The organism is Actinoallomurus purpureus, from assembly GCF_024055795.1.
Taxonomy (GTDB): domain Bacteria; phylum Actinomycetota; class Actinomycetes; order Streptosporangiales; family Streptosporangiaceae; genus Actinoallomurus; species Actinoallomurus purpureus.
Map to the genome: position 1 here is coordinate 49,577 of NZ_JAMXMY010000021.1, position 17,006 is coordinate 66,582.

Annotated in this window: 17 protein-coding genes and 2 riboswitches; of the genes, 13 read left to right on the plus strand and 4 right to left on the minus strand. The window is 70.2% G+C overall.

The features are described 5' to 3' along the window. Window positions 1-4: 4 nt before the first annotated feature. The 3 genes from NE236_RS32090 (at window position 5) to NE236_RS32100 (ending at window position 3,083) form a co-directional block, all read left to right on the plus strand. Window positions 5-820 carry a Dyp-type peroxidase gene (locus tag NE236_RS32090; protein WP_252845960.1) on the plus strand — a complete coding sequence of 272 codons (816 nt, stop codon included), beginning with the start codon at window positions 5-7 and terminating at the stop codon, window positions 818-820. Beyond that, a complete protein-coding gene (locus tag NE236_RS32095; RefSeq protein ID WP_252845961.1) occupies window positions 793-1,227 on the plus strand; it encodes a Dyp-type peroxidase in 435 nt (144 codons plus the stop codon). Before NE236_RS32090 ends, NE236_RS32095 begins: the two co-directional genes overlap by 28 nt. Window positions 1,228-1,454: 227 nt before the next feature. Beyond that, on the plus strand, window positions 1,455-3,083 hold the full coding sequence (locus NE236_RS32100; RefSeq protein ID WP_252845962.1) for a phospholipase C: 1,629 nt from the start codon (window positions 1,455-1,457) through the stop codon (window positions 3,081-3,083). Between the two features lie 157 nt (window positions 3,084-3,240). On the opposite strand, the gene NE236_RS32105 is transcribed toward NE236_RS32100, so the two are convergent. Together NE236_RS32105 and NE236_RS32110 are read right to left on the minus strand one after the other, a co-directional pair. Next, the gene (locus tag NE236_RS32105; RefSeq protein WP_252845963.1) at window positions 3,241-4,173 is read right to left on the minus strand and encodes a YihY/virulence factor BrkB family protein; all 933 of its coding nucleotides are present in this window, start codon (window positions 4,171-4,173) and stop codon (window positions 3,241-3,243) included. A 184-nt stretch (window positions 4,174-4,357) separates the two neighbouring features. Then, on the minus strand, window positions 4,358-5,146 hold the full coding sequence (locus tag NE236_RS32110) for a TIGR03084 family metal-binding protein (protein ID WP_252845964.1): 789 nt from the start codon (window positions 5,144-5,146) through the stop codon (window positions 4,358-4,360). Window positions 5,147-5,214: 68 nt separating this feature from the next. Between NE236_RS32110 and NE236_RS32115 the strand changes: the two genes are divergently transcribed. The 10 genes from NE236_RS32115 to NE236_RS32160 all read left to right on the plus strand — a co-directional run bounded on the left by NE236_RS32115 (window position 5,215) and on the right by NE236_RS32160 (window position 15,086). Further along, on the plus strand, window positions 5,215-5,397 hold the full coding sequence (locus NE236_RS32115) for a hypothetical protein (protein WP_252845965.1): 183 nt from the start codon (window positions 5,215-5,217) through the stop codon (window positions 5,395-5,397). A gap of 324 nt (window positions 5,398-5,721) precedes the next feature. Further along, window positions 5,722-7,377: a nitrite/sulfite reductase gene (locus NE236_RS32120; protein ID WP_252845966.1), complete on the plus strand. Its 1,656-nt coding sequence runs from the start codon at window positions 5,722-5,724 to the stop codon at window positions 7,375-7,377. Next, window positions 7,374-7,598: a PDDEXK family nuclease gene (locus tag NE236_RS32125; protein ID WP_252845967.1), complete on the plus strand. Its 225-nt coding sequence runs from the start codon at window positions 7,374-7,376 to the stop codon at window positions 7,596-7,598. Before NE236_RS32120 ends, NE236_RS32125 begins: the two co-directional genes overlap by 4 nt. Then, entirely contained in the window at window positions 7,595-8,308 is a 714-nt protein-coding gene (locus NE236_RS32130) for a phosphoadenylyl-sulfate reductase (protein WP_252845968.1), read from the plus strand. The genes NE236_RS32125 and NE236_RS32130 overlap by 4 nt, the downstream gene beginning before the upstream one ends. Further along, window positions 8,290-9,051: a sirohydrochlorin chelatase gene (locus NE236_RS32135; RefSeq protein WP_252845969.1), complete on the plus strand. Its 762-nt coding sequence runs from the start codon at window positions 8,290-8,292 to the stop codon at window positions 9,049-9,051. Before NE236_RS32130 ends, NE236_RS32135 begins: the two co-directional genes overlap by 19 nt. Window positions 9,052-9,460: 409 nt before the next feature. After that, window positions 9,461-9,606, plus strand: a riboswitch (cyclic di-AMP (ydaO/yuaA leader). Window positions 9,607-9,709: 103 nt separating this feature from the next. Continuing rightward, a riboswitch (cyclic di-AMP (ydaO/yuaA leader) is annotated at window positions 9,710-9,846 on the plus strand. 13 nt (window positions 9,847-9,859) lie between these two features. Beyond that, a complete protein-coding gene (locus NE236_RS32140; protein ID WP_252845970.1) occupies window positions 9,860-10,642 on the plus strand; it encodes a CHAP domain-containing protein in 783 nt (260 codons plus the stop codon). Window positions 10,643-10,793: 151 nt separating this feature from the next. Continuing rightward, a complete protein-coding gene (locus tag NE236_RS32145; RefSeq protein WP_252845971.1) occupies window positions 10,794-11,372 on the plus strand; it encodes an RlpA-like double-psi beta-barrel domain-containing protein in 579 nt (192 codons plus the stop codon). 137 nt (window positions 11,373-11,509) lie between these two features. Then, window positions 11,510-12,133 carry a TetR family transcriptional regulator gene (locus NE236_RS32150; protein WP_252845972.1) on the plus strand — a complete coding sequence of 208 codons (624 nt, stop codon included), beginning with the start codon at window positions 11,510-11,512 and terminating at the stop codon, window positions 12,131-12,133. Continuing rightward, the gene (locus NE236_RS32155; protein WP_252845973.1) at window positions 12,120-13,727 is read left to right on the plus strand and encodes an isovaleryl-CoA dehydrogenase; all 1,608 of its coding nucleotides are present in this window, start codon (window positions 12,120-12,122) and stop codon (window positions 13,725-13,727) included. The genes NE236_RS32150 and NE236_RS32155 overlap by 14 nt, the downstream gene beginning before the upstream one ends. A 123-nt stretch (window positions 13,728-13,850) precedes the next feature. Continuing rightward, window positions 13,851-15,086, plus strand: a complete 1,236-nt coding sequence (locus tag NE236_RS32160) for a hypothetical protein (RefSeq protein ID WP_252845974.1) — start codon at window positions 13,851-13,853, stop codon at window positions 15,084-15,086. Here the strand turns inward: NE236_RS32160 and NE236_RS32165 are convergent, their stop codons facing one another. After that, window positions 15,087-15,905 carry a zinc ribbon domain-containing protein gene (locus NE236_RS32165; protein ID WP_252845975.1) on the minus strand — a complete coding sequence of 273 codons (819 nt, stop codon included), beginning with the start codon at window positions 15,903-15,905 and terminating at the stop codon, window positions 15,087-15,089. 135 nt (window positions 15,906-16,040) lie between these two features. Continuing rightward, the gene (locus NE236_RS32170) at window positions 16,041-16,952 is read right to left on the minus strand and encodes a hypothetical protein (protein WP_252845976.1); all 912 of its coding nucleotides are present in this window, start codon (window positions 16,950-16,952) and stop codon (window positions 16,041-16,043) included. Between the last annotated feature and the right edge of the window lie 54 nt (window positions 16,953-17,006).

Genomic DNA, 17,006 nt, shown 5'->3' on the forward strand with positions numbered 1-17,006 from the left:
CCCGATGACCGACCGCCGATCCTTCCTGCGCGGCGCCCTGGCCGCCGGTGTGGCGGGGGCCGTGGCCGGTCCGTCCGCCGCCGGAGCGGCCCTGCCCGGCGGAGGCCCCGGGGCGGCGACCCGCCCGTTCCACGGGGAGCACCAGGTGGGCATCCTCGAACGGCCCGGGCGGCGGACCATCGTCGCGTCCTTCGACGTCATCGCGGCCGGCCCTCGTGAGCTGACCGAGCTGCTGCGCACCCTCACCGACCGCGCCCGCGCGCTGACCGCCGGAGGGGCGCCCGGAGACGGCGGCATCGCCACGCCTCCCCCCGACTCCGGAGTGCTCGGCCCCGACGTGCCCGGCGGCGGGCTGACGGCGACGGTGGGCGTCGGGGCGTCCCTCTTCGACGACCGGTACGGCCTGGCGGGCCGCAGGCCGCCCGGGCTGACGCCGATGCGCACGTTCCCCAATGACACGCTCGACCCCGCCTGGTGCCACGGCGACCTCAGCCTGCAGCTGTCCGCGGACGACGAGGACACGATCGTGCACGCGCTGCGCGACGTCACGCGGCACACGCGCGGCACCATGCAGGTGCGGTGGCGGATGAACGGCTTCGCCAGCCCGCCCCGGCCCAGCGGCACGCCGCGCAACCTCATGGGGTTCAAGGACGGCATCGCCAATCCCGACGTCACCGACGCCCGGGAGATGAGCCGCCTGGTCTGGGCGGCACCCGGCACGACCGGACGCGGCCGGAGCCCGCCTGGACGGCCGGCGGCTCGTACGTCGTCATCCGGCTCATCCGGATGCTCGTGGAGTTCTGGGACCGGGTGGGCCTGACCGAACAGGAGCAGATGTTCGGCCGCAGCCGCGACACCGGCGCCCCGCTCGACGGGAACCACGAACTGGACGAGCCACGCTACGCCGAGGACCCGATCGGCAAGGTCATCCCGCTCACGAGTCACATCCGGGTGGCGAACCCGCGGACGCCGCAGACCGCCGACAGCCGGATCCTGCGCCGCGGCTTCAACTACGACCGGGGCGTGGACGCGGTCGGCGACCTCGACATGGGGCTGATCTTCACCTGCTACCAGCAGGACATCGCCCGGCAGTTCGAGGCGGTCCAGGACCGGCTGAAGGACGAGCCGCTCACCGACTACATCCGGCCGTTCGGCGGCGGCTACTTCTTCGCGCTGCCCGGCGTCCGGGACGCCACGGACTTCTTCGGTCGCGCCCTCCTGAGCTGACCACGCTCGTGGGCATGAAGTCCAAAAGCGGCAAATCAGTCATTGACGGGACACAGGGCCACGAGATCGGATAAAGATCAGCTAAAGAGACTTGAGAGAGTCATGGTGACCTGTTTACGTTGCCGTCACCTTACGTCAGCGTGATCGTCGACCCGGCTCGATGTGATCCCGGCTGTACCGGGACTCCGTCGGAGGCCCGGCGCTTCATACCTTCAGGAGGAAACACGATGGGTCCCGGAAAGTGGAAGGGCCGACGTTCGGCGTTGATCGCCGGATCGGTGGTCGCGGCCGGAGCGCTCGCGCTCGCCACGGCGCCGAGCTGGGCGAGCGGCGAACAGCACCAGGGTGCCTCGCTGACCGCGGCCGAGACGCCGGCCCGCACGGCCACGCCGATCAAGCACGTCGTCGTGCTGTTCGACGAGAACAACTCCTTCGACCACTACTTCGGCACCTACCCGAAGGCCGCCAACACCGACGGGACGAAGTTCACCGCCGCGCGGCACACGCCCCGGGTCGACGGGCTGACGAAGAAGCTGCTCACGCAGAACCCAAACCAGTACAACCCGAAGCGCCTCACGCACGAGCAGGCGCTCACCTGCGACCAGGACCACGGGTACGGGTCCGAGCAGAAGGCCGTCAACGGCGGCAAGGTGGACAAGTTCGTCGAGTACACCGAGAAGGACAAGTGCACCGGCCAGCCGATCCTGTTCGGCGAGCCGGGCCTGGTGATGGACTACTACGACGGCAACACCGTCACCGGGCTGTGGAACTACGCGCAGCACTACGCGATGAGCGACAACTCCTGGGACACGGTCTTCGGCCCGTCGACGCCGGGAGCGCTCAACCTGATCTCCGGGCAGACGCACGGCGGCTACGCGGTCGACCCGGTCAAGCACGCCAAGGTCAGTGACTCCTACGTCGTGCAGTCCCCGGACAAGGACGGCGTCGGCACGGTCATCAACGACCCCGACCCGGCGTTCGACGACTGCTCGGGCACCAACCACACCTCGAAGAACAACCTGGCCGTGATGACCGGGAAGAACGTCGGGGACCTGCTCAACGAGAAGAAGGTCACCTGGGGCTGGTTCCAGGGCGGCTTCCGCCCGACCGGCACGGCGAACGGCTACGCCGTCTGCGGCGCGGCGCACCAGAACATCGGCGGGATCACGCAGACCGACTACAACCCGCACCACGAGCCGTTCCAGTACTACAAGTCCACGGCCAACGAGCAACACCTGCCGCCGTCCTCCGTCGCGGCGATCGGCAGCACCGACCAGGCCAACCACCAGTACGACCTGGCCGACTTCGACGCCGCGCTGAACGCCGGCCACCTGCCCGCGGTCAGCTTCCTCAAGGCCGCCAACTACCAGGACGGCCACGCCGGCTACTCCGACCCCCTCGACGAGCAGCAGTTCCTCGTCAACTCCATCAACAAGCTCCAGAAGTCGCCGGAGTGGAAGTCCACGGCGGTCGTCATCGCCTATGACGACTCCGACGGCTGGTACGACCACAAGGCCCCGAAGATCCTGAACGGCTCGGCGGACGCCGCGGCGGACCAGTCCGCGCTGTGCGGCACGGCCAAGGTGGCCGGCGGTTACCAGGACCGCTGCGGCCCCAGCCAGCGCCTCCCGCTCCTCGTCATCTCGCCGTACGCGAAGGTCGACCACGTCGACCACCGCTACACCGAGCAGACGTCGGTGCTGAAGTTCATCGAGGACAACTGGGGCGTCGGCCGGATCGGCGACGCGTCGTTCGACCAGCGGGCCGGTGGCCTCTGGGGCATGTTCGACTTCTGGCACCCCCGTGCCGGACGTCTCATCCTCGACCCGAAGACCGGCGCCCCGGTCTCCGGCTGACCCGAACCCCCGCGCTCTCCCGGAAGCCCCCGCCACGGCGGGGGCTTCCGCCATACCCGAGGCGCGGCGGCGAGCCGCGACGAAGCCCGTGGGTCACTGTCCGGCTCCGGTCTCCACCGGGCGATCGGTACGGCCGGCGAGCCGACGACGGACGCGCTCAGCGGCGCGGGGACTCGTCCTCCAGGCGGGCCCGTTTCGTGAACTCCCCCGGCCACAGCTTGTCGATCTCGGCGTTGAGCGCCGCGCCGATCAGGACGGCCAGCGCGGTGACGTACAGCCAGGCGAGGACGGCGATGGCGGCGCCCAGCGACCCGTACACCGACACCGACGTGGAGCCGTCCAGATAGAGCCTGAGCACGAGGCTGCCGAGCCCCCAGATGGCCAGCGCGGTGACCCCGCCCGGAACCTCGCGCCACCACGCCGTCCGTACGGGGACGCTGAGGTGGTAGAGGAGCGCCAGGAAGATGACCGCGACGATGACGAGGATCGGCCAGTAGAGGAGGCGCACGATCACGGATCCGGCCGGGACCCAGTGCAGCACCAGCGTCGGCCCGGCGACCAGGAGGGGGATGACGATCAGCCCGACCCCGAGCCCGGCGAGGTAGAGGAAAAACGCGCGCAGGCGGGTGCGGATCACGCCGCGCACTCCTGACAGGCCGTGCGCGATGGTGATCGTGTCCACGTAGACGTTGAGGGCGCGGGAGCCGGCCCACAGGGAGATGAGGAAGCTCAGCGAGACGATCCCCACCTTGCCGCCGCGCAGCACCTCGTCGAGCAGGGGCTCGACCACGGACTTCACGGTCTGGTCGGTGAGGACCGTCTCCGCGCGGTCCAGCACCCACGTGCGGGTCTCGGTGATCGTCGCGGTCCCCAGCATGGTCCGGAAGTGCCCGATCATGCCGATCAGCCCGAGCGCCAGGGGCGGCAGCGACAGGAGCGTGAAGAACGCCGCCTCCGCGGCCAGCCCGGTCACCCGGTAGCGGAACGCCGACACGGCGGTGCCGCGGAGGATCTGCCAGAGGGCGGAGCGCAGCCGTGAGACGGTCGACGCCTCGGCAACGCCCGTCGAAGCGTCGGAGGCGGTGGTCACGACGGTCTACCGTAGGGCCTTGCGCACCCGGGATGGGGCATGACGCTCATCTCGCCGATCACCTCCGGCCGGCCGCCCCGGCCCCGAGTCGGCGCCGGGATCCCCTTCCGTAACGGGAATCGAAGGATTCCCGATGAGATCACCCGGCCCGCGCGGCGGACGCATCGACAGGATGTGATGATCGTCACACGTCAGGCGACCCCCCGGGCCGCCGCCCGGCGCCGGCCGGCCCCGCGAACGCCTGTGCGACGTCCATCCACTCCTCCGCGACCGGTCCGGTGATCGTGAGGTCCACGTCGGCTCGGTGCCGCCGCTGGGTGACGACCAGGCAGAAGTCCAGCACCGGTCCCTGGACGAGGTCGGCGGCGTCCTCCGGCCCAGCGGCCCAGCGGCCGCCGCCCGGGAGGGTGAGCTCGACGCGTACCGGCGTCTGCGGGACGGGCCTGCCGTGGACGGTGAAGCTCCACGGCAGGGTGCGCACGCCGATCTGGGCGACGTGACGGAGCCGGTCCGTGGGCGCGCGCCGGACCTTGACGGCGTCGGCGACGTCCTGACCGTGCGCCCAGGTCTCCATCAGGCGCGCGGTGGTGAACGAGGCCGCTCCCATGTCAGGGCCGTACCAGGGGATCCGCGCCTTCGGCTCCAGGGCCGCCAGCGCCTCGATCATCCGGTGGCGGGCCGTCCGGAACCAGTCCAGGACCGCGTCGCCGGGCATGGACCTCCGCTCCTCCACGGCCCGGTCCACGTCGAAGCCCTCCGCGACCAGCGTGCGGACCTCCTCGCGGAAGGCGGCGGGGTCCGTCACGGCGCGTACGGCCGCCTCGTCGAACCACGCCAGGTGGGTGACCTGGTCGCGGACGGTCCATCCCTCGGCGGGGGTCGGCAGGTCCCAGACCCGCGGCCCCAGAAGGCGCTCGAGGTCGCCCGTCTCCTCGCGCAGATCGGTGAGCAGTTCGTCCATCGCCACGGCCACGCGCCACAGCGTACAGAACGCGGTTCGGTCATGGTCCTACACCGGTCTCCACCGGGCACAATGGAGGCATGATCTGCCCAGCGTGTCGCGAACGACGGCACGGCGAGTGCCGCGGCGGCAGTTGGTGCGACTGCCAGCACCTGCCGCCGGCCGAGCCCGCGACCTCGCGGGAGCGGACCCCGCCGAGCGGCGACCGTACGAGCGAGGATGACGGCGCCGAACCGGACGTCAACTGGCTGCGCCAGGGCTGAGGACCCCCGGCGGGCAGGGGCTCTCACCTGCGTCGACGCACGCGCGCACCAATGTGACGTTCGTCCGCATTTCGGACAAGGTTGGACAGTCATCGAACCACATGTCATCATCGGTGTATGGCTGCTGCGAATCCGTTGCTGGTAATGCGCCGGCACGTTGACTATCTCCGTGTGGGCAGCGCCATCTGTCGTTGACACCTCATCTCCGCCACTGCCTCATGGGCGCGCGGTATGCCGGTGTCATCTCCCACAGCTCAGTGTTGAGCCAGCAGTGCGATCTGCCGGCGTGCTTCGCGTCCCCCACCACCACGGAGGACGCGCACAATGCCACCCCGTCAGCAGCGGAAACGAGGCGAGGGCCAATGGGCCCTGGGCTATCGTGAGCCGCTCAACAAGAACGAAGAGAACAAGAAGAACGACGACGGCCTCAACGTCCGTCGTCGCATCATCGACGTCTACGCCAAGGGCGGCTTCGACTCCATCGACCCCGCCGATCTGCGGGGCCGGTTCCGCTGGTACGGCCTGTACACCCAGCGCCGGCCCGGCATCGATGGCGGCAAGACGGCCGTGCTCGAGCCCGAGGAGCTCGACGACCGCTACTTCATGCTGCGCGTCCGCATCGACGGCGGCCAGCTGAACCTCGAGCAGCTGCGCACGATCGCCGACGTGTCGACGAAGTACGCCCGTGGCACCGCCGACATCACCGACCGGCAGAACATCCAGCTGCACTGGATCGAGATCGAGAGCGTCCCGGCCATCTGGGAGGCCCTGGAGTCGGTCGGGCTGGACACCACCGAGGCCTGCGGCGACACGCCCCGGGTCATCCTCGGCTGCCCGCTCGCCGGGATCGACGCCGACGAGGTCATCGACGCGACGCCGCAGATCCACGACATCCACGACCGGTACATCGGCCGCCCGGAGTTCTCCAACCTGCCGCGGAAGTTCAAGTCGGCGCTGTCCGGCTGCACGGCGCAGTGCACGATCCACGAGATCAACGACATCGCGTTCGTCGGCGTCGTCAACGACGAGGGCGAGGTCGGGTACGACATCTGGGCGGGCGGCGGCCTGTCCACCAACCCGATGTTCGCCAAGCGGCTCGGGGCGTTCGTCCGGCCGGAGCAGGTCCACGAGGTCTGGGCGGGCATCGCCGGCATCTTCCGCGACTACGGCTACCGCCGGCTCCGGCACCGCGCGCGGCTGAAGTTCCTGATGAACGACTGGGGCCCGGAGCGGTTCCGCGAGGTCCTGGAGAAGGAGTACCTCGGGTACGCCCTGGCGGACGGACCGGCGCCCGGTGGGCCCCGGAACGACCGCCGCGACCACGTCGGCATCCGCCGGCAGCGCGACGGCCTCTACTACGTCGGCTTCGCGCCGAGGGTCGGTCGGGTCGACGGCGACCTGCTGCGCGTCATCGCGGACCTGGCCGAGGAGTACGGCTCCGGCCGGGTGCGCACGACGACCGAGCAGAAGATGGTCATCCTGGACGTTCCGGAGGACCGGACCGACGCGCTGGCCGCCGAACTCGAAGCGCACGACCTGCGGGTCCGCCCGTCGACGTTCCGGCGTCAGACGATGGCGTGCACCGGCATCGAGTTCTGCAAGCTCGCCATCGTCGAGACCAAGCAGCGCGGCATGGACCTGATCGAAGAGCTGGAGCGGCGCCTGCCGGACTTCGACGAGCCGCTGACGATCAACATCAACGGCTGCCCGAACTCCTGCGCGCGCATCCAGACCGCCGACATCGGCCTGAAGGGCCAGCTGGTCACCGACGCCGACGGGAATCAGGTCGAGGGCTTCCAGGTTCACCTTGGAGGCTCCATCGGCGGCGAGTTCGGCAAGAAGATCCGTGGCCTCAAGACCACCGCCGAGGAGCTGCCCGACTACGTGGAGAGGGTGCTGCGCCACTTCCAGGAGGGCAGGACCGCCGGCGAGTCCTTCGCCGCGTGGGTGCAGCGTGCAGAGGAAGGTGAGCTGAAATGACCGAGAGAGCCGTTCCCTTCTACTGCCCTTACTGCGGAGACGAGGACCTGGAGCCGTACGAGAACGACGGCGGCTGGCACTGCCGCGCGTGCACGCGCGCGTTCCGCCTCCGTTTCGTCGGGCTCGGCGCGCTCAGCGCTCCGGCCGCTCCGGCCGCTCCGGCCGCTCCGGCCGCTCCGGCCGCTCCGGCGCACCATGGCGGACGGGAGGGCTCGGCATGACGCTCCTGTTCGAGTCGGCGCCCGCGGCGCTCGACCTGACCGACATCGTGGAGTCGGCCGCCGACGCGCTGGAGGAGGCCTCCGCCGAAGAGATCGTCCGCTGGTCGATCGCCACCTTCGGCGACCGGATCTGCGTCACGTCGTCCATGAAGGACGCCGTGCTCGTCGACATCGCGTCGAAGGTCCGGCCCGGCATCGACGTGCTGTTCGTCGACACGGGCTACCACTTCGCCGAGACGGTCGGCACCCGCGACGCGGTCGAGGCCGTCTACCCGGTCAACGTGGTGAACGTCACCCCCTCCAGAACCGTCGCCGAGCAGGAGCGCGACCTCGGGCCCCGGCTGAACGGCCGGAACCCGGACCTGTGCTGCCACCTGCGCAAGGTCGAGCCGCTGAACCGCGCGCTGGAGCCCTACCTCGCGTGGATCACCGGCATCCGGCGCGAGGAGACCTCGCATCGGCGCGGCGCGCGCGTGGTCGAGTGGAACGCCGCGCGCGGCAAGGTGAAGGTCAACCCGCTCGCGCGCTGGACACAGACGCAGCTGGAGGGCTACATCGAGGAGCACGGCATCCTGGTGAACCCGCTGCAGTACGACGGGTATCCCTCGATCGGCTGCGAGCCCTGCACCAAGCAGGTCGCACCCGGAGAGGACCCGCGCAGCGGACGCTGGGCCGGCACCGGAAAGACCGAATGCGGTATCAACATCTGAGCACCTGGGCGGTCCCCCTGGTCGCGGTGGCCCACGGAAGCCGGGATCCGCGTGCGGCGGCGACGGTCGAGGAACTTCTCGATCTTGTACGTCGTTCATCGGGGGTGCGTGTCGTGACCTCGTATCTCGACCACGCTCCCCCGGCACCGGGGCAGGCGCTCGGTGGTCTCGTCGGCGAGGGGGCCGACGAGGCCGTCGTGCTCCCTCTCCTACTCACCGCGGCATACCACAGCAAGACCGACATCCCCGGCGCGCTGCGGGAGGCCCGAGCGGCCCATCCGCTGCTGACCCTGCACTACGGCGCCACGCTGGGCCCCCACCCGCTGATGACGAGCGCCCTGGAGGGACGGCTCGCCGAGGTGGGCGTGCGGCCCGACCCGGACACGGCCGTGGTGCTGGCCGCCGCCGGTTCCAGCGATCCGGCCGCGAACGCCACGATCGGCCGGATGGCGCGCAGCTGGCGCGGCTGGCGCACCGTCGTCCCCGCGTACGCCTCCGCGGCGCGCCCCACGCCCGCCGAGGCCGTGCGCACGCTGTACGAGGCGGGCGCACCACGGGTCGTGGTGGCGTCCTACTTCCTGGCCCCGGGCTTCTTCGCGGACAAGGTCCGGGAGGAGTCCCTGGCGGCCGGGGCGGTGGCCGTCTCACCGGCTCTGGGCGCCGTCCCCGAGCTGGCGGCGATCGTCTCGGAGCGCTATCGCGAGGCCCTCGTTCGCGCTGACCGCGTCGCGGCGGCGGGCTGATCGACCTTCTCCGGATCCGCCGGAACGTCCTGTCCCGTAAGGCTTTTCGGTAGATCCTCACGATGCGATCTCTTTCTGCCGTTCATGATTGGTCGATCACGAGCGCTGAAATTGATCACGCGATGCGCTAATTCGATCTTTATTGGCGATCTTTATGGCGATCTTTGTTGCACCCCCCATGTAACCCATGTCCAAACCCTATATTTGGCATGTCGCTAATTGTCTGCTATGTTCCTCTAAGTCCGGCGACGCCCCCCATGCGCCGCTCCGACACCCGCCGGCAACGGCCGGCCCACCAGCGCAAACAGCGCAGCGCGAAGACTCGTGCGAGGGCCTCCGTACAGAGCCGAGACGGTTCATATCTCACATCGCGCCACTCCCGCGGAAACCCGTTGATCCATATGAAGCGGGAGCGGCAACGTCGAGTCCGTGAAGATCACGGAGCCGGGGACCCATCAGAAGTCCCGGGGTGAATCGGCACATCCCCTCGTGCCGTAGGGCGACTTCCACGCCCGAACCCGTCAGCTAACCCGGTAGGCGCCTGGAAGTAAGGAGCAGAACTTGTCCGCGAGTCTTCCCTGATCTGAATACCGGCCGTCATCCCCACCCCTAGGCGACGACGGCCAGACCCTGTCTTTTGTTCGAGCCGCCCGCATGAGCGGGCGACCCGCTGAATCCGCACCTCGCGGAACCGGGGACCCACCGCATCACTGGGGTGAATCGGCACATCGTGCCGTAGGGCAGCTTCCACGCCCGAACCCGTCAGCTAACCCGGTAAGCGGCATGGAAGCCGAAGGAGTACCCCCCAGTGTCCCCTCGTCACGCCAAACCCCGCCGTACCCCGAAGAGCAAGTACCTCGCCGGCCTCATCGCCGGCACCGCCACCGCGGGCGCGGCCGCGATCACCATGGTGTCCGCAGGGCCCGCCGTGTCCGCGCAGGTTCCCAGTACGTCCCGTCCGGCCGTTCAGCACGTGGGCCAGATACCTGCTCCCGGTACGGGTACGGCGATGAGCGCCGACGCCCTGAGGGACTACGCGCACGTCGACCTGCGCCCCCTCGCCGCGCCGAAGCAGGCTGTGAAGAAGCTTCCCGCCGCTGTGAAGAAGCTGCCCTCCGCCGGGGACGTTCTCAAGCTCGCCCAGTCCCAGGTCGGCACCACCGAGAACGCGGCCGGCGGCAGCAAGTTCAACCAGTGGTTCATGTCGACCCCGTACGCCAAGCACGGCGTCCAGGAGAACGGCGGGTCCATCAGCGACTACGCCAACGCCTCCTGGTGCGACATGTTCGTCTCCTGGGTCGGCGACCAGCTCGGCGTCAAGGGAATGGGCGCCGACGCGTTCACTCCCACCCACGCCAAGTGGTTCATCTCCCAGGGCCGCTGGGGCAACGTCCCCAAGCCCGGAGCCGTCGTGTTCTTCTCCTGGAGCGGCGGCGGCGTCGACGGCATCGATCACGTCGGCCTGGTCATCAAGGACAACCACGACGGCACCATCCAGACCGTCGAGGGCAACACGGACGACGCCGTGAGGGTCCGGACGCGGACCACCTCCAGCGTCGTGGGCTACGGCTACCCGCAGTACGCCCAGTAATCGCCTGTCCCGGCGCGTGCCCTGCCGCCGCCCAGACGACACGGCACGCGCCGGATCCTTCCCGGGCCCTCCCCTTCCCGGGCTCTCCCCTTCCCGGACTCTCCCTCGAGTCCCCCGTGCCCCCATCCCCCATGCCCCCGAGAGGAATGCCATGATCAAGTTCTCGACGAAGGCCATCACGACCGCCGCCGCCGGACTGACCCTGGCGGGCGTCGGCGTGACCACCGCTCTCGCCCACACGAGCACCCCCGAGGCGGCGTCGCAGAGCCAGAGTGCGCCCGCGCAGGCCGAGAAGCGCGCCGAGAGCACGAGCAAGGACCGGCTGTTCATAGCGGTCAAGAAGGACAAAGACCCCAAGGCGGAAAAGAAGGCCGCCCTTCCGGGCGGCGTCTCCACCGCGACCTCCTTCTGGGACGCGTCGACGGCGTCCGGCAAGCCGATGTCGTACCACACGCTCGCCAGCCCGTACTGGCCGCTCGGCACGAAGGTGAAGATCACCTACAACGGCAAGAGCGAGATCGGCATCGTGGAGGACTTCGGCCCGGCGGAGTGGGCGGTCGCCCAGCACAACCCGCCGGCGCTGGTCGACCTGTCCGAGAAGATGATGCAGCACCTCACCGGCACCGCGTCGAACTCGGTGACGATCAGCTTCCAGGTGCTCCAGCTGGGCACCGGTGGCGTGTACCGCCACTCGGGCACCGGCTACGGGACGGCCACCGGCAAGGCGTAACCCGCTCCCCCCCTCGCCTGCCGGCCCGGGACGGCGCGGGATCCCCATGGGATCCCGCGCCGTTTTTTCGTTGCCCGCGTTCCGTCCGCCCCGTCACGGGCTTGCCGGGAAGAAGTGAACTACGGTTCAATCCTTGTGTGCCCTACCGCCGTACACCCGGGGTGGAGGCTCGGCTGAGCGCCTCACGGGACCGCATCCGCGCCGCCGCGCTGGCGGTCGTGGCCGAGCGGGGCTACGCCGGTTGCTCGATCACGGCCGTCGCCCAGCGGGCGGGCGTGGCGACCGGCAGTGTCTACCGCCACTTCCCGGCAAAGGCCGATCTGGTCGCCGAGGTGTTCCGGGCGGCCTCGCAGCGCGAGGTCGACGCGTTCGCGCGGGCGGCAGCGCTCGAGCGCTCGGCGGCCGAGGGCGTCGCGGCGGTGATCGAGACGTTCGCGGGCCGGGCCCTGCGAGCCCCGCGCATGGCGTACGCGCTGCTCGCCGAGCCGGCGGACCCCGCCGTCGACGCCGAGCGCCTGGTGTTCCGCCGGGCGTACGCCGCGGTCCTCGCCGAACTCATCCGCCGCGGCATCGCCGCCGGCGAGCTGCCCGACCAGGATGTCGAGGTCGGCGCCGCCGCACTCGTCGGGGCCATCGGCGAGGCCCTCGTCGGCCCGCTCGCGGTGGGCGCGGCGGGCTCGGACAATATCCGGGATGACTTGATCACCAATCTCATCTCCTTCGCCCAGCGCAGCATCGGAGCGGTCAGTGACGACGCATGAGGTCTTCAACCAGGTCCCCCCGCTCGTCGGCCATGACGTGGCCGACGACCCGGCCCTCCTGGACGGGCTCTTCCGCGAAGGCGGCGGCTGGGCGGCCGAGGCCGTCCATGAGCTCGGCCGGCTCGCGGGCACGGAGCAGGCCCGCGAATGGGGCCGCCTCGCCAACGAGCACCCACCCGCGCTGCGGACCCACGACCGGTACGGCCATCGCGTCGACGAGGTGGAGTTCCATCCCGCCTGGCACGAGCTCATGCGCGTCGCGGTGGGCCACGGGCTGCACGCGCGCGCCTGGACCGAACGATCCGGGGCGCACGTCGCCCGTGCCGCGAAGTTCTACGTCTGGCGGGTCGACGCCGGGCACAGCTGTCCCATCTCGATGACCTATGCCGCCGTGCCGGCGCTGCGTCACGCGCCCGACCTCGCCCGGCGGTACGAGCCCCTGCTGACGTCCGATACTTACGACTTCGGCCTGCGCGTTCCCACGGAGAAGCGCGGCATCCTCGCCGGCATGTCGATGACGGAGAAGCAGGGCGGATCGGACGTCCGGGCCAACACGACGCGTGCGGTGCCCCAGTCCGACGGCACGTACCTGCTGACCGGCCACAAGTGGTTCACGAGCGCGCCGATGTGCGACGTGTTCCTCGTCCTCGCGCAGGCGCCGGAGGGCCTGACCTGCTTCCTGCTGCCCCGCGTGCTGCCGGACGGCACGCGCAACGCCGTCCGCCTGCAACGGCTGAAGGACAAGCTGGGCAACCGGTCGAACGCGTCCGCCGAGGTGGAGTACGAGGACGCGGTCGCCTGGCGTGTCGGTGACGAGGGGCGTGGCGTCCGTACGATCATCGAGATGGTCAACATGACCCGGCTCGACTGCGTCATCGGCGCCGCCTCCGGGATGCGCGAGGGCCTGGTGCAGGCGACCCACCACGCCGCACACCGGCAGGCGTTCGGCCGGTACCTCATCGACCAGCCGCTGATGCGGAACGTCCTCGCCGACCTGGCCGTCGAGTCGGAGGCGGCGACCGTGCTGATGCTCCGCCTGGCCGGGGCGACCGACCGCGGCGAGACCGCTTTCAAGCGGCTCGGGCTCGCCGCCGGCAAGTACTGGGTCTGCAAGCGCTGGCCCGCCCACGCGGCGGAGGCACTGGAGTGCCTCGGCGGGAACGGCTATGTCGAGGACTCCGGCATGCCGCGGCTGTTCCGCGAGTCGCCGCTCAACTCGATCTGGGAGGGCTCGGGCAACGTCTCGGCGCTCGACGTGCTGCGGGCCATGGTGAAGGAGCCGGAGACCGTCGAGGCGTTCTTCGACGAGGTGGCCCTGGCCGCGGGCGCGGACGCCCGGTTGGACACCGCCGTCCAGGAGGTCAAGGACTCGCTCGCCGAGGTGGCGACGATCGAGCTGCGCGCCCGGCGGGTCGTGGAGCGTCTCGCCCTGGTGCTGCAGGGATCGCTGCTGGTCAAGCACGGTCACCCGGCCGTCGCCGACGCCTTCTGCGCCTCCCGCCTGAGCGGTGACGGGGGGCGGGCGTTCGGCACGCTCCCGGCCGGCGTCGACTTCGCCGCCATCGTCGAGCGGGCCCGGTCGAAGACCGGCTGAGAGCCGGCGCCGGGCCCGTCAGATCTTGACCCTCCTGCGGCATCTGGGTGGAATGCTGCGACAAGTGGCAGAGCGTCTCTGAGCGGCTGGAGCAGCGCGGACCACGCCGTCGCGAAGGCGTCGATGGCCGCCGAGGCCACGCGGCTCCGCGACCACCCGAGCGTCATCTCCTTCCTCATCGGCAGCGATGAGGCGCCGACCAAGCAGGTCGAGCAGGAGTACGTCGACGCGCTCAAGGCCGCGGACTGGCCGAACCCGATCGTCCCGGCCGCGTCGGACGCCTCCGCGCCGATCACGGGCTCGTCCGGCATGAAGATGACCGGGCCGTACGACTGGGTTCCGCCGAACTACTGGTACACCAAGCGGGAGGGCGGCGCGTACGGCTTCAGCTCCGAGACCAGCGCCGGCCCGGACGTGCCGACGCTCGACACGCTCCGCCGGATGATGAGCTCCAGTGAGCTCGCCACGCTGTGGCAGGACCCCTCCGCCAAGCAGTACCACCGCTCGCCGTCCAGCACGTTCGGCACCCTGAAGATCTTCGACAACGCGCTCATCGGCCGCTACGGCAAGCCGACGAGCCTCGAGGACTACGTACGAAAGGCGCAGCTCGCCCAGTACGAGGCGGTGCGCGCGCAGTTCGAGGCGTACGGCCGGAACTTCACCAACTCCTCCAAGCCGTCCACCGGCGTCGTCTACTGGATGCTGAACAGCGGGTGGACCTCGCTGCACTGGCAGCTGTTCGACTACTACCTCGACCAGGGCGGCTCCTACTTCGGCGCCAAGGAGGCGAACCGGCCGCTGCACGCGCAGTACTCCTATGACGACAAGTCGGTCGTCGTGGTGAACTCCGGTCACGGCACGGCATCGGACCTCACGGTGAAGGCCGACGTGTACAACCTCGACGGCACCGCCAAGTACTCCAAGACGGCGACCGTGAGCGTTCCCGGCGACGGTGGCCGGAAGACGGCGGTGAACCTGCCGTCGATCAGCGGGTTGTCCACGACCTACCTGGTGCGCCTGACGCTCGCCGACAAGGACGGCCGCGAGATCGACCGCAACGTGTACTGGCTGTCCACCAAGAACGACGTCATCGACTGGTCCAAGAACGACTGGTACTACGTGCCGACGTCGAGCTACGCCGACCTCAGCGGGCTGTCGGGCATGGCGGCGGCGACGGTGAGCGCGACGGCCTCCTCGAAGGCGGCCGCGGACGGCACCACCACGACCACGGTGACGCTGAAGAACACGGGCACCGGCAAGACGCCGGCGTTCTTCCTGGACGCCCACGTCGTCGACGCGTCCGGGCGGCCCGTGCTCCCGGTCCGGTGGTCGGACAACGTGGTCAGCGTCTCTGATTAGCTAAGCGATCCTTGGTCCGGTTGTGGTTTCGGGTTGGGGATCTGCCCACCGGGGTGGGGTGGCGTGGGCGTGCAGGTGGAAGCCTGCGCCCAGTGCCGTTCCCCTGGGCCGGTGTGGTGGCCGGTCCGGTCGGGTGGTGGGTGTGCTTGAGCTGATCGTATGCACAGGTGTGCGCACGCCCTGGTACCGGCAGGCCGCACGGGGCGGTCTGTGGTCCGTGTGAGCGTGTCCCTCCGGACGCTGACCCGCCGGCCTTTGGGGGCCGGGGGTGGAGGGTGCCCCGCGTCGCCTGGGCGCGGGGCGTGGAGATCGGCGCGGGGTGGGACCGGTCTTGGACCGGTCCCCCCGGCTGGCCTGAGGAGCTGGAGTCGGGATGATGACCGCGCCGGTCTCGAGCTTGTCGATGACGCGGGGGATGGTCATCTGGCCGGTGCCGCGGTCGAGGATGGTGTTGTTTTGGTGGGTCAGGCCGCGGGCGGCGATACGCCGCCACGCGCCGTGGTCACGGTCGCCCTGCCAGCCACAGCCAGGGTCGGGGCAGTACGCCCATTTCCACCCGGGGATGGTGGGCAGGTCGGGTGCCTTGCAGTGCCGCAACGGGACCAGGCAGTGCGGGCAGTGCTTGGAGGTGTTGCGTGCGGGGACGGTGACGACGGCGATGCCGACCTCGGCGGCCAGATGCCGCATATTGCCGACGATCCGTCCACGCACCGCTTGGGACAGGCGGGTGCCCAGGGTGCGGCCCATGCCCTTGGCCTCCAGCGACCGCAGATCCTCCACATAAATCACGCTCGCGCCCGCGGCGATCGCCTGATCCACCGCCCACCGCGCCGCCGACCAAGCCAATGCGTCGTTCAGGCCCGACCGGCGATCAGCCACATGCTGCCGTTCGGCCGTCAGCACGGCGTGCTTGGTGACCAGCGGGTGGTCTTCGTCGGCGCCGATGAGGCGGGTCTAGGTGTCGGTCTTGGCGTGCAGGTGTTCGCCGTGGCGGCGCAGCCGATGCTGACGGGCCATCACCCCAGCCGCCCTGAACATCGCCCCAGCCCCCAGCGCCCTGATCGTGCCGTCGGCATGCAACCGGCAGGGCCCCGCACTGAGCAAGGTGTTCAAGCCCCAATCGACCCCCAGCGCCGTCGTGTGACCCTTCCGTTCGACTTTGGGGACGGCATGGGAGAACGCCAGGTCGGCGTGCACCCTGCCACCACCCGGCCCGGTCGCGGGGCGCAGAGTGGGCAGATGCAGCACCGCGTCGGCCGGCACGGTGGGCGGCAGGGTGAGCGGGCAGGCCACCCAGGTCCAGTCGGCATACGAACGCGGATCCGGGCGGGTCGGCAGCTGCAGCCGCAGCAGCACCCTGGCCGACTCGTCGTCGGCGCGTTCCAGGGTGGCCTGCTGCCGGTCCACTGCGGCCAGCACCAGCATCCGCGCCACGCGCGGCGCCTCCTCCAGCTCGAACACATCAACTGGAAGCCGTCCGCGCTCATCGCAGAACGCGGCGATCTGCCGTGTGCGCGCCTTGATCACGCTGCCGGGCAGACACCGACCATCAGGCACCGCCTCACGGACGGCATCCCACTCGGCCTCCGTCCGCTCGGCCGGGTCGGCAGGCCAGGTCGCCAGGATCCCTGCGGCCATCTCGGCGCGGTGCCGGGCACCGCGCAGGGTCCGCCCGGCCTGCTCTTGAGCCATCCGCACGATCCGGTCATTGACCTTGATCCCGTCGCCGGCGGTCACGTCCCAGCCCAAGCGGCGCAACGCCATCCACGCGTTCGACGGTAAGACACGGCCCGCCTCGTCCACCCCGGCGGCCAGCCGAGCCACATCACCGGCGTTCCAATGCTCGGCCAGCAGATCGGCGGCCATCCCCGCGACCAGATCAGCGGCCCAGCCCACCCGCTCAGCCACCGTCCGAGCCGT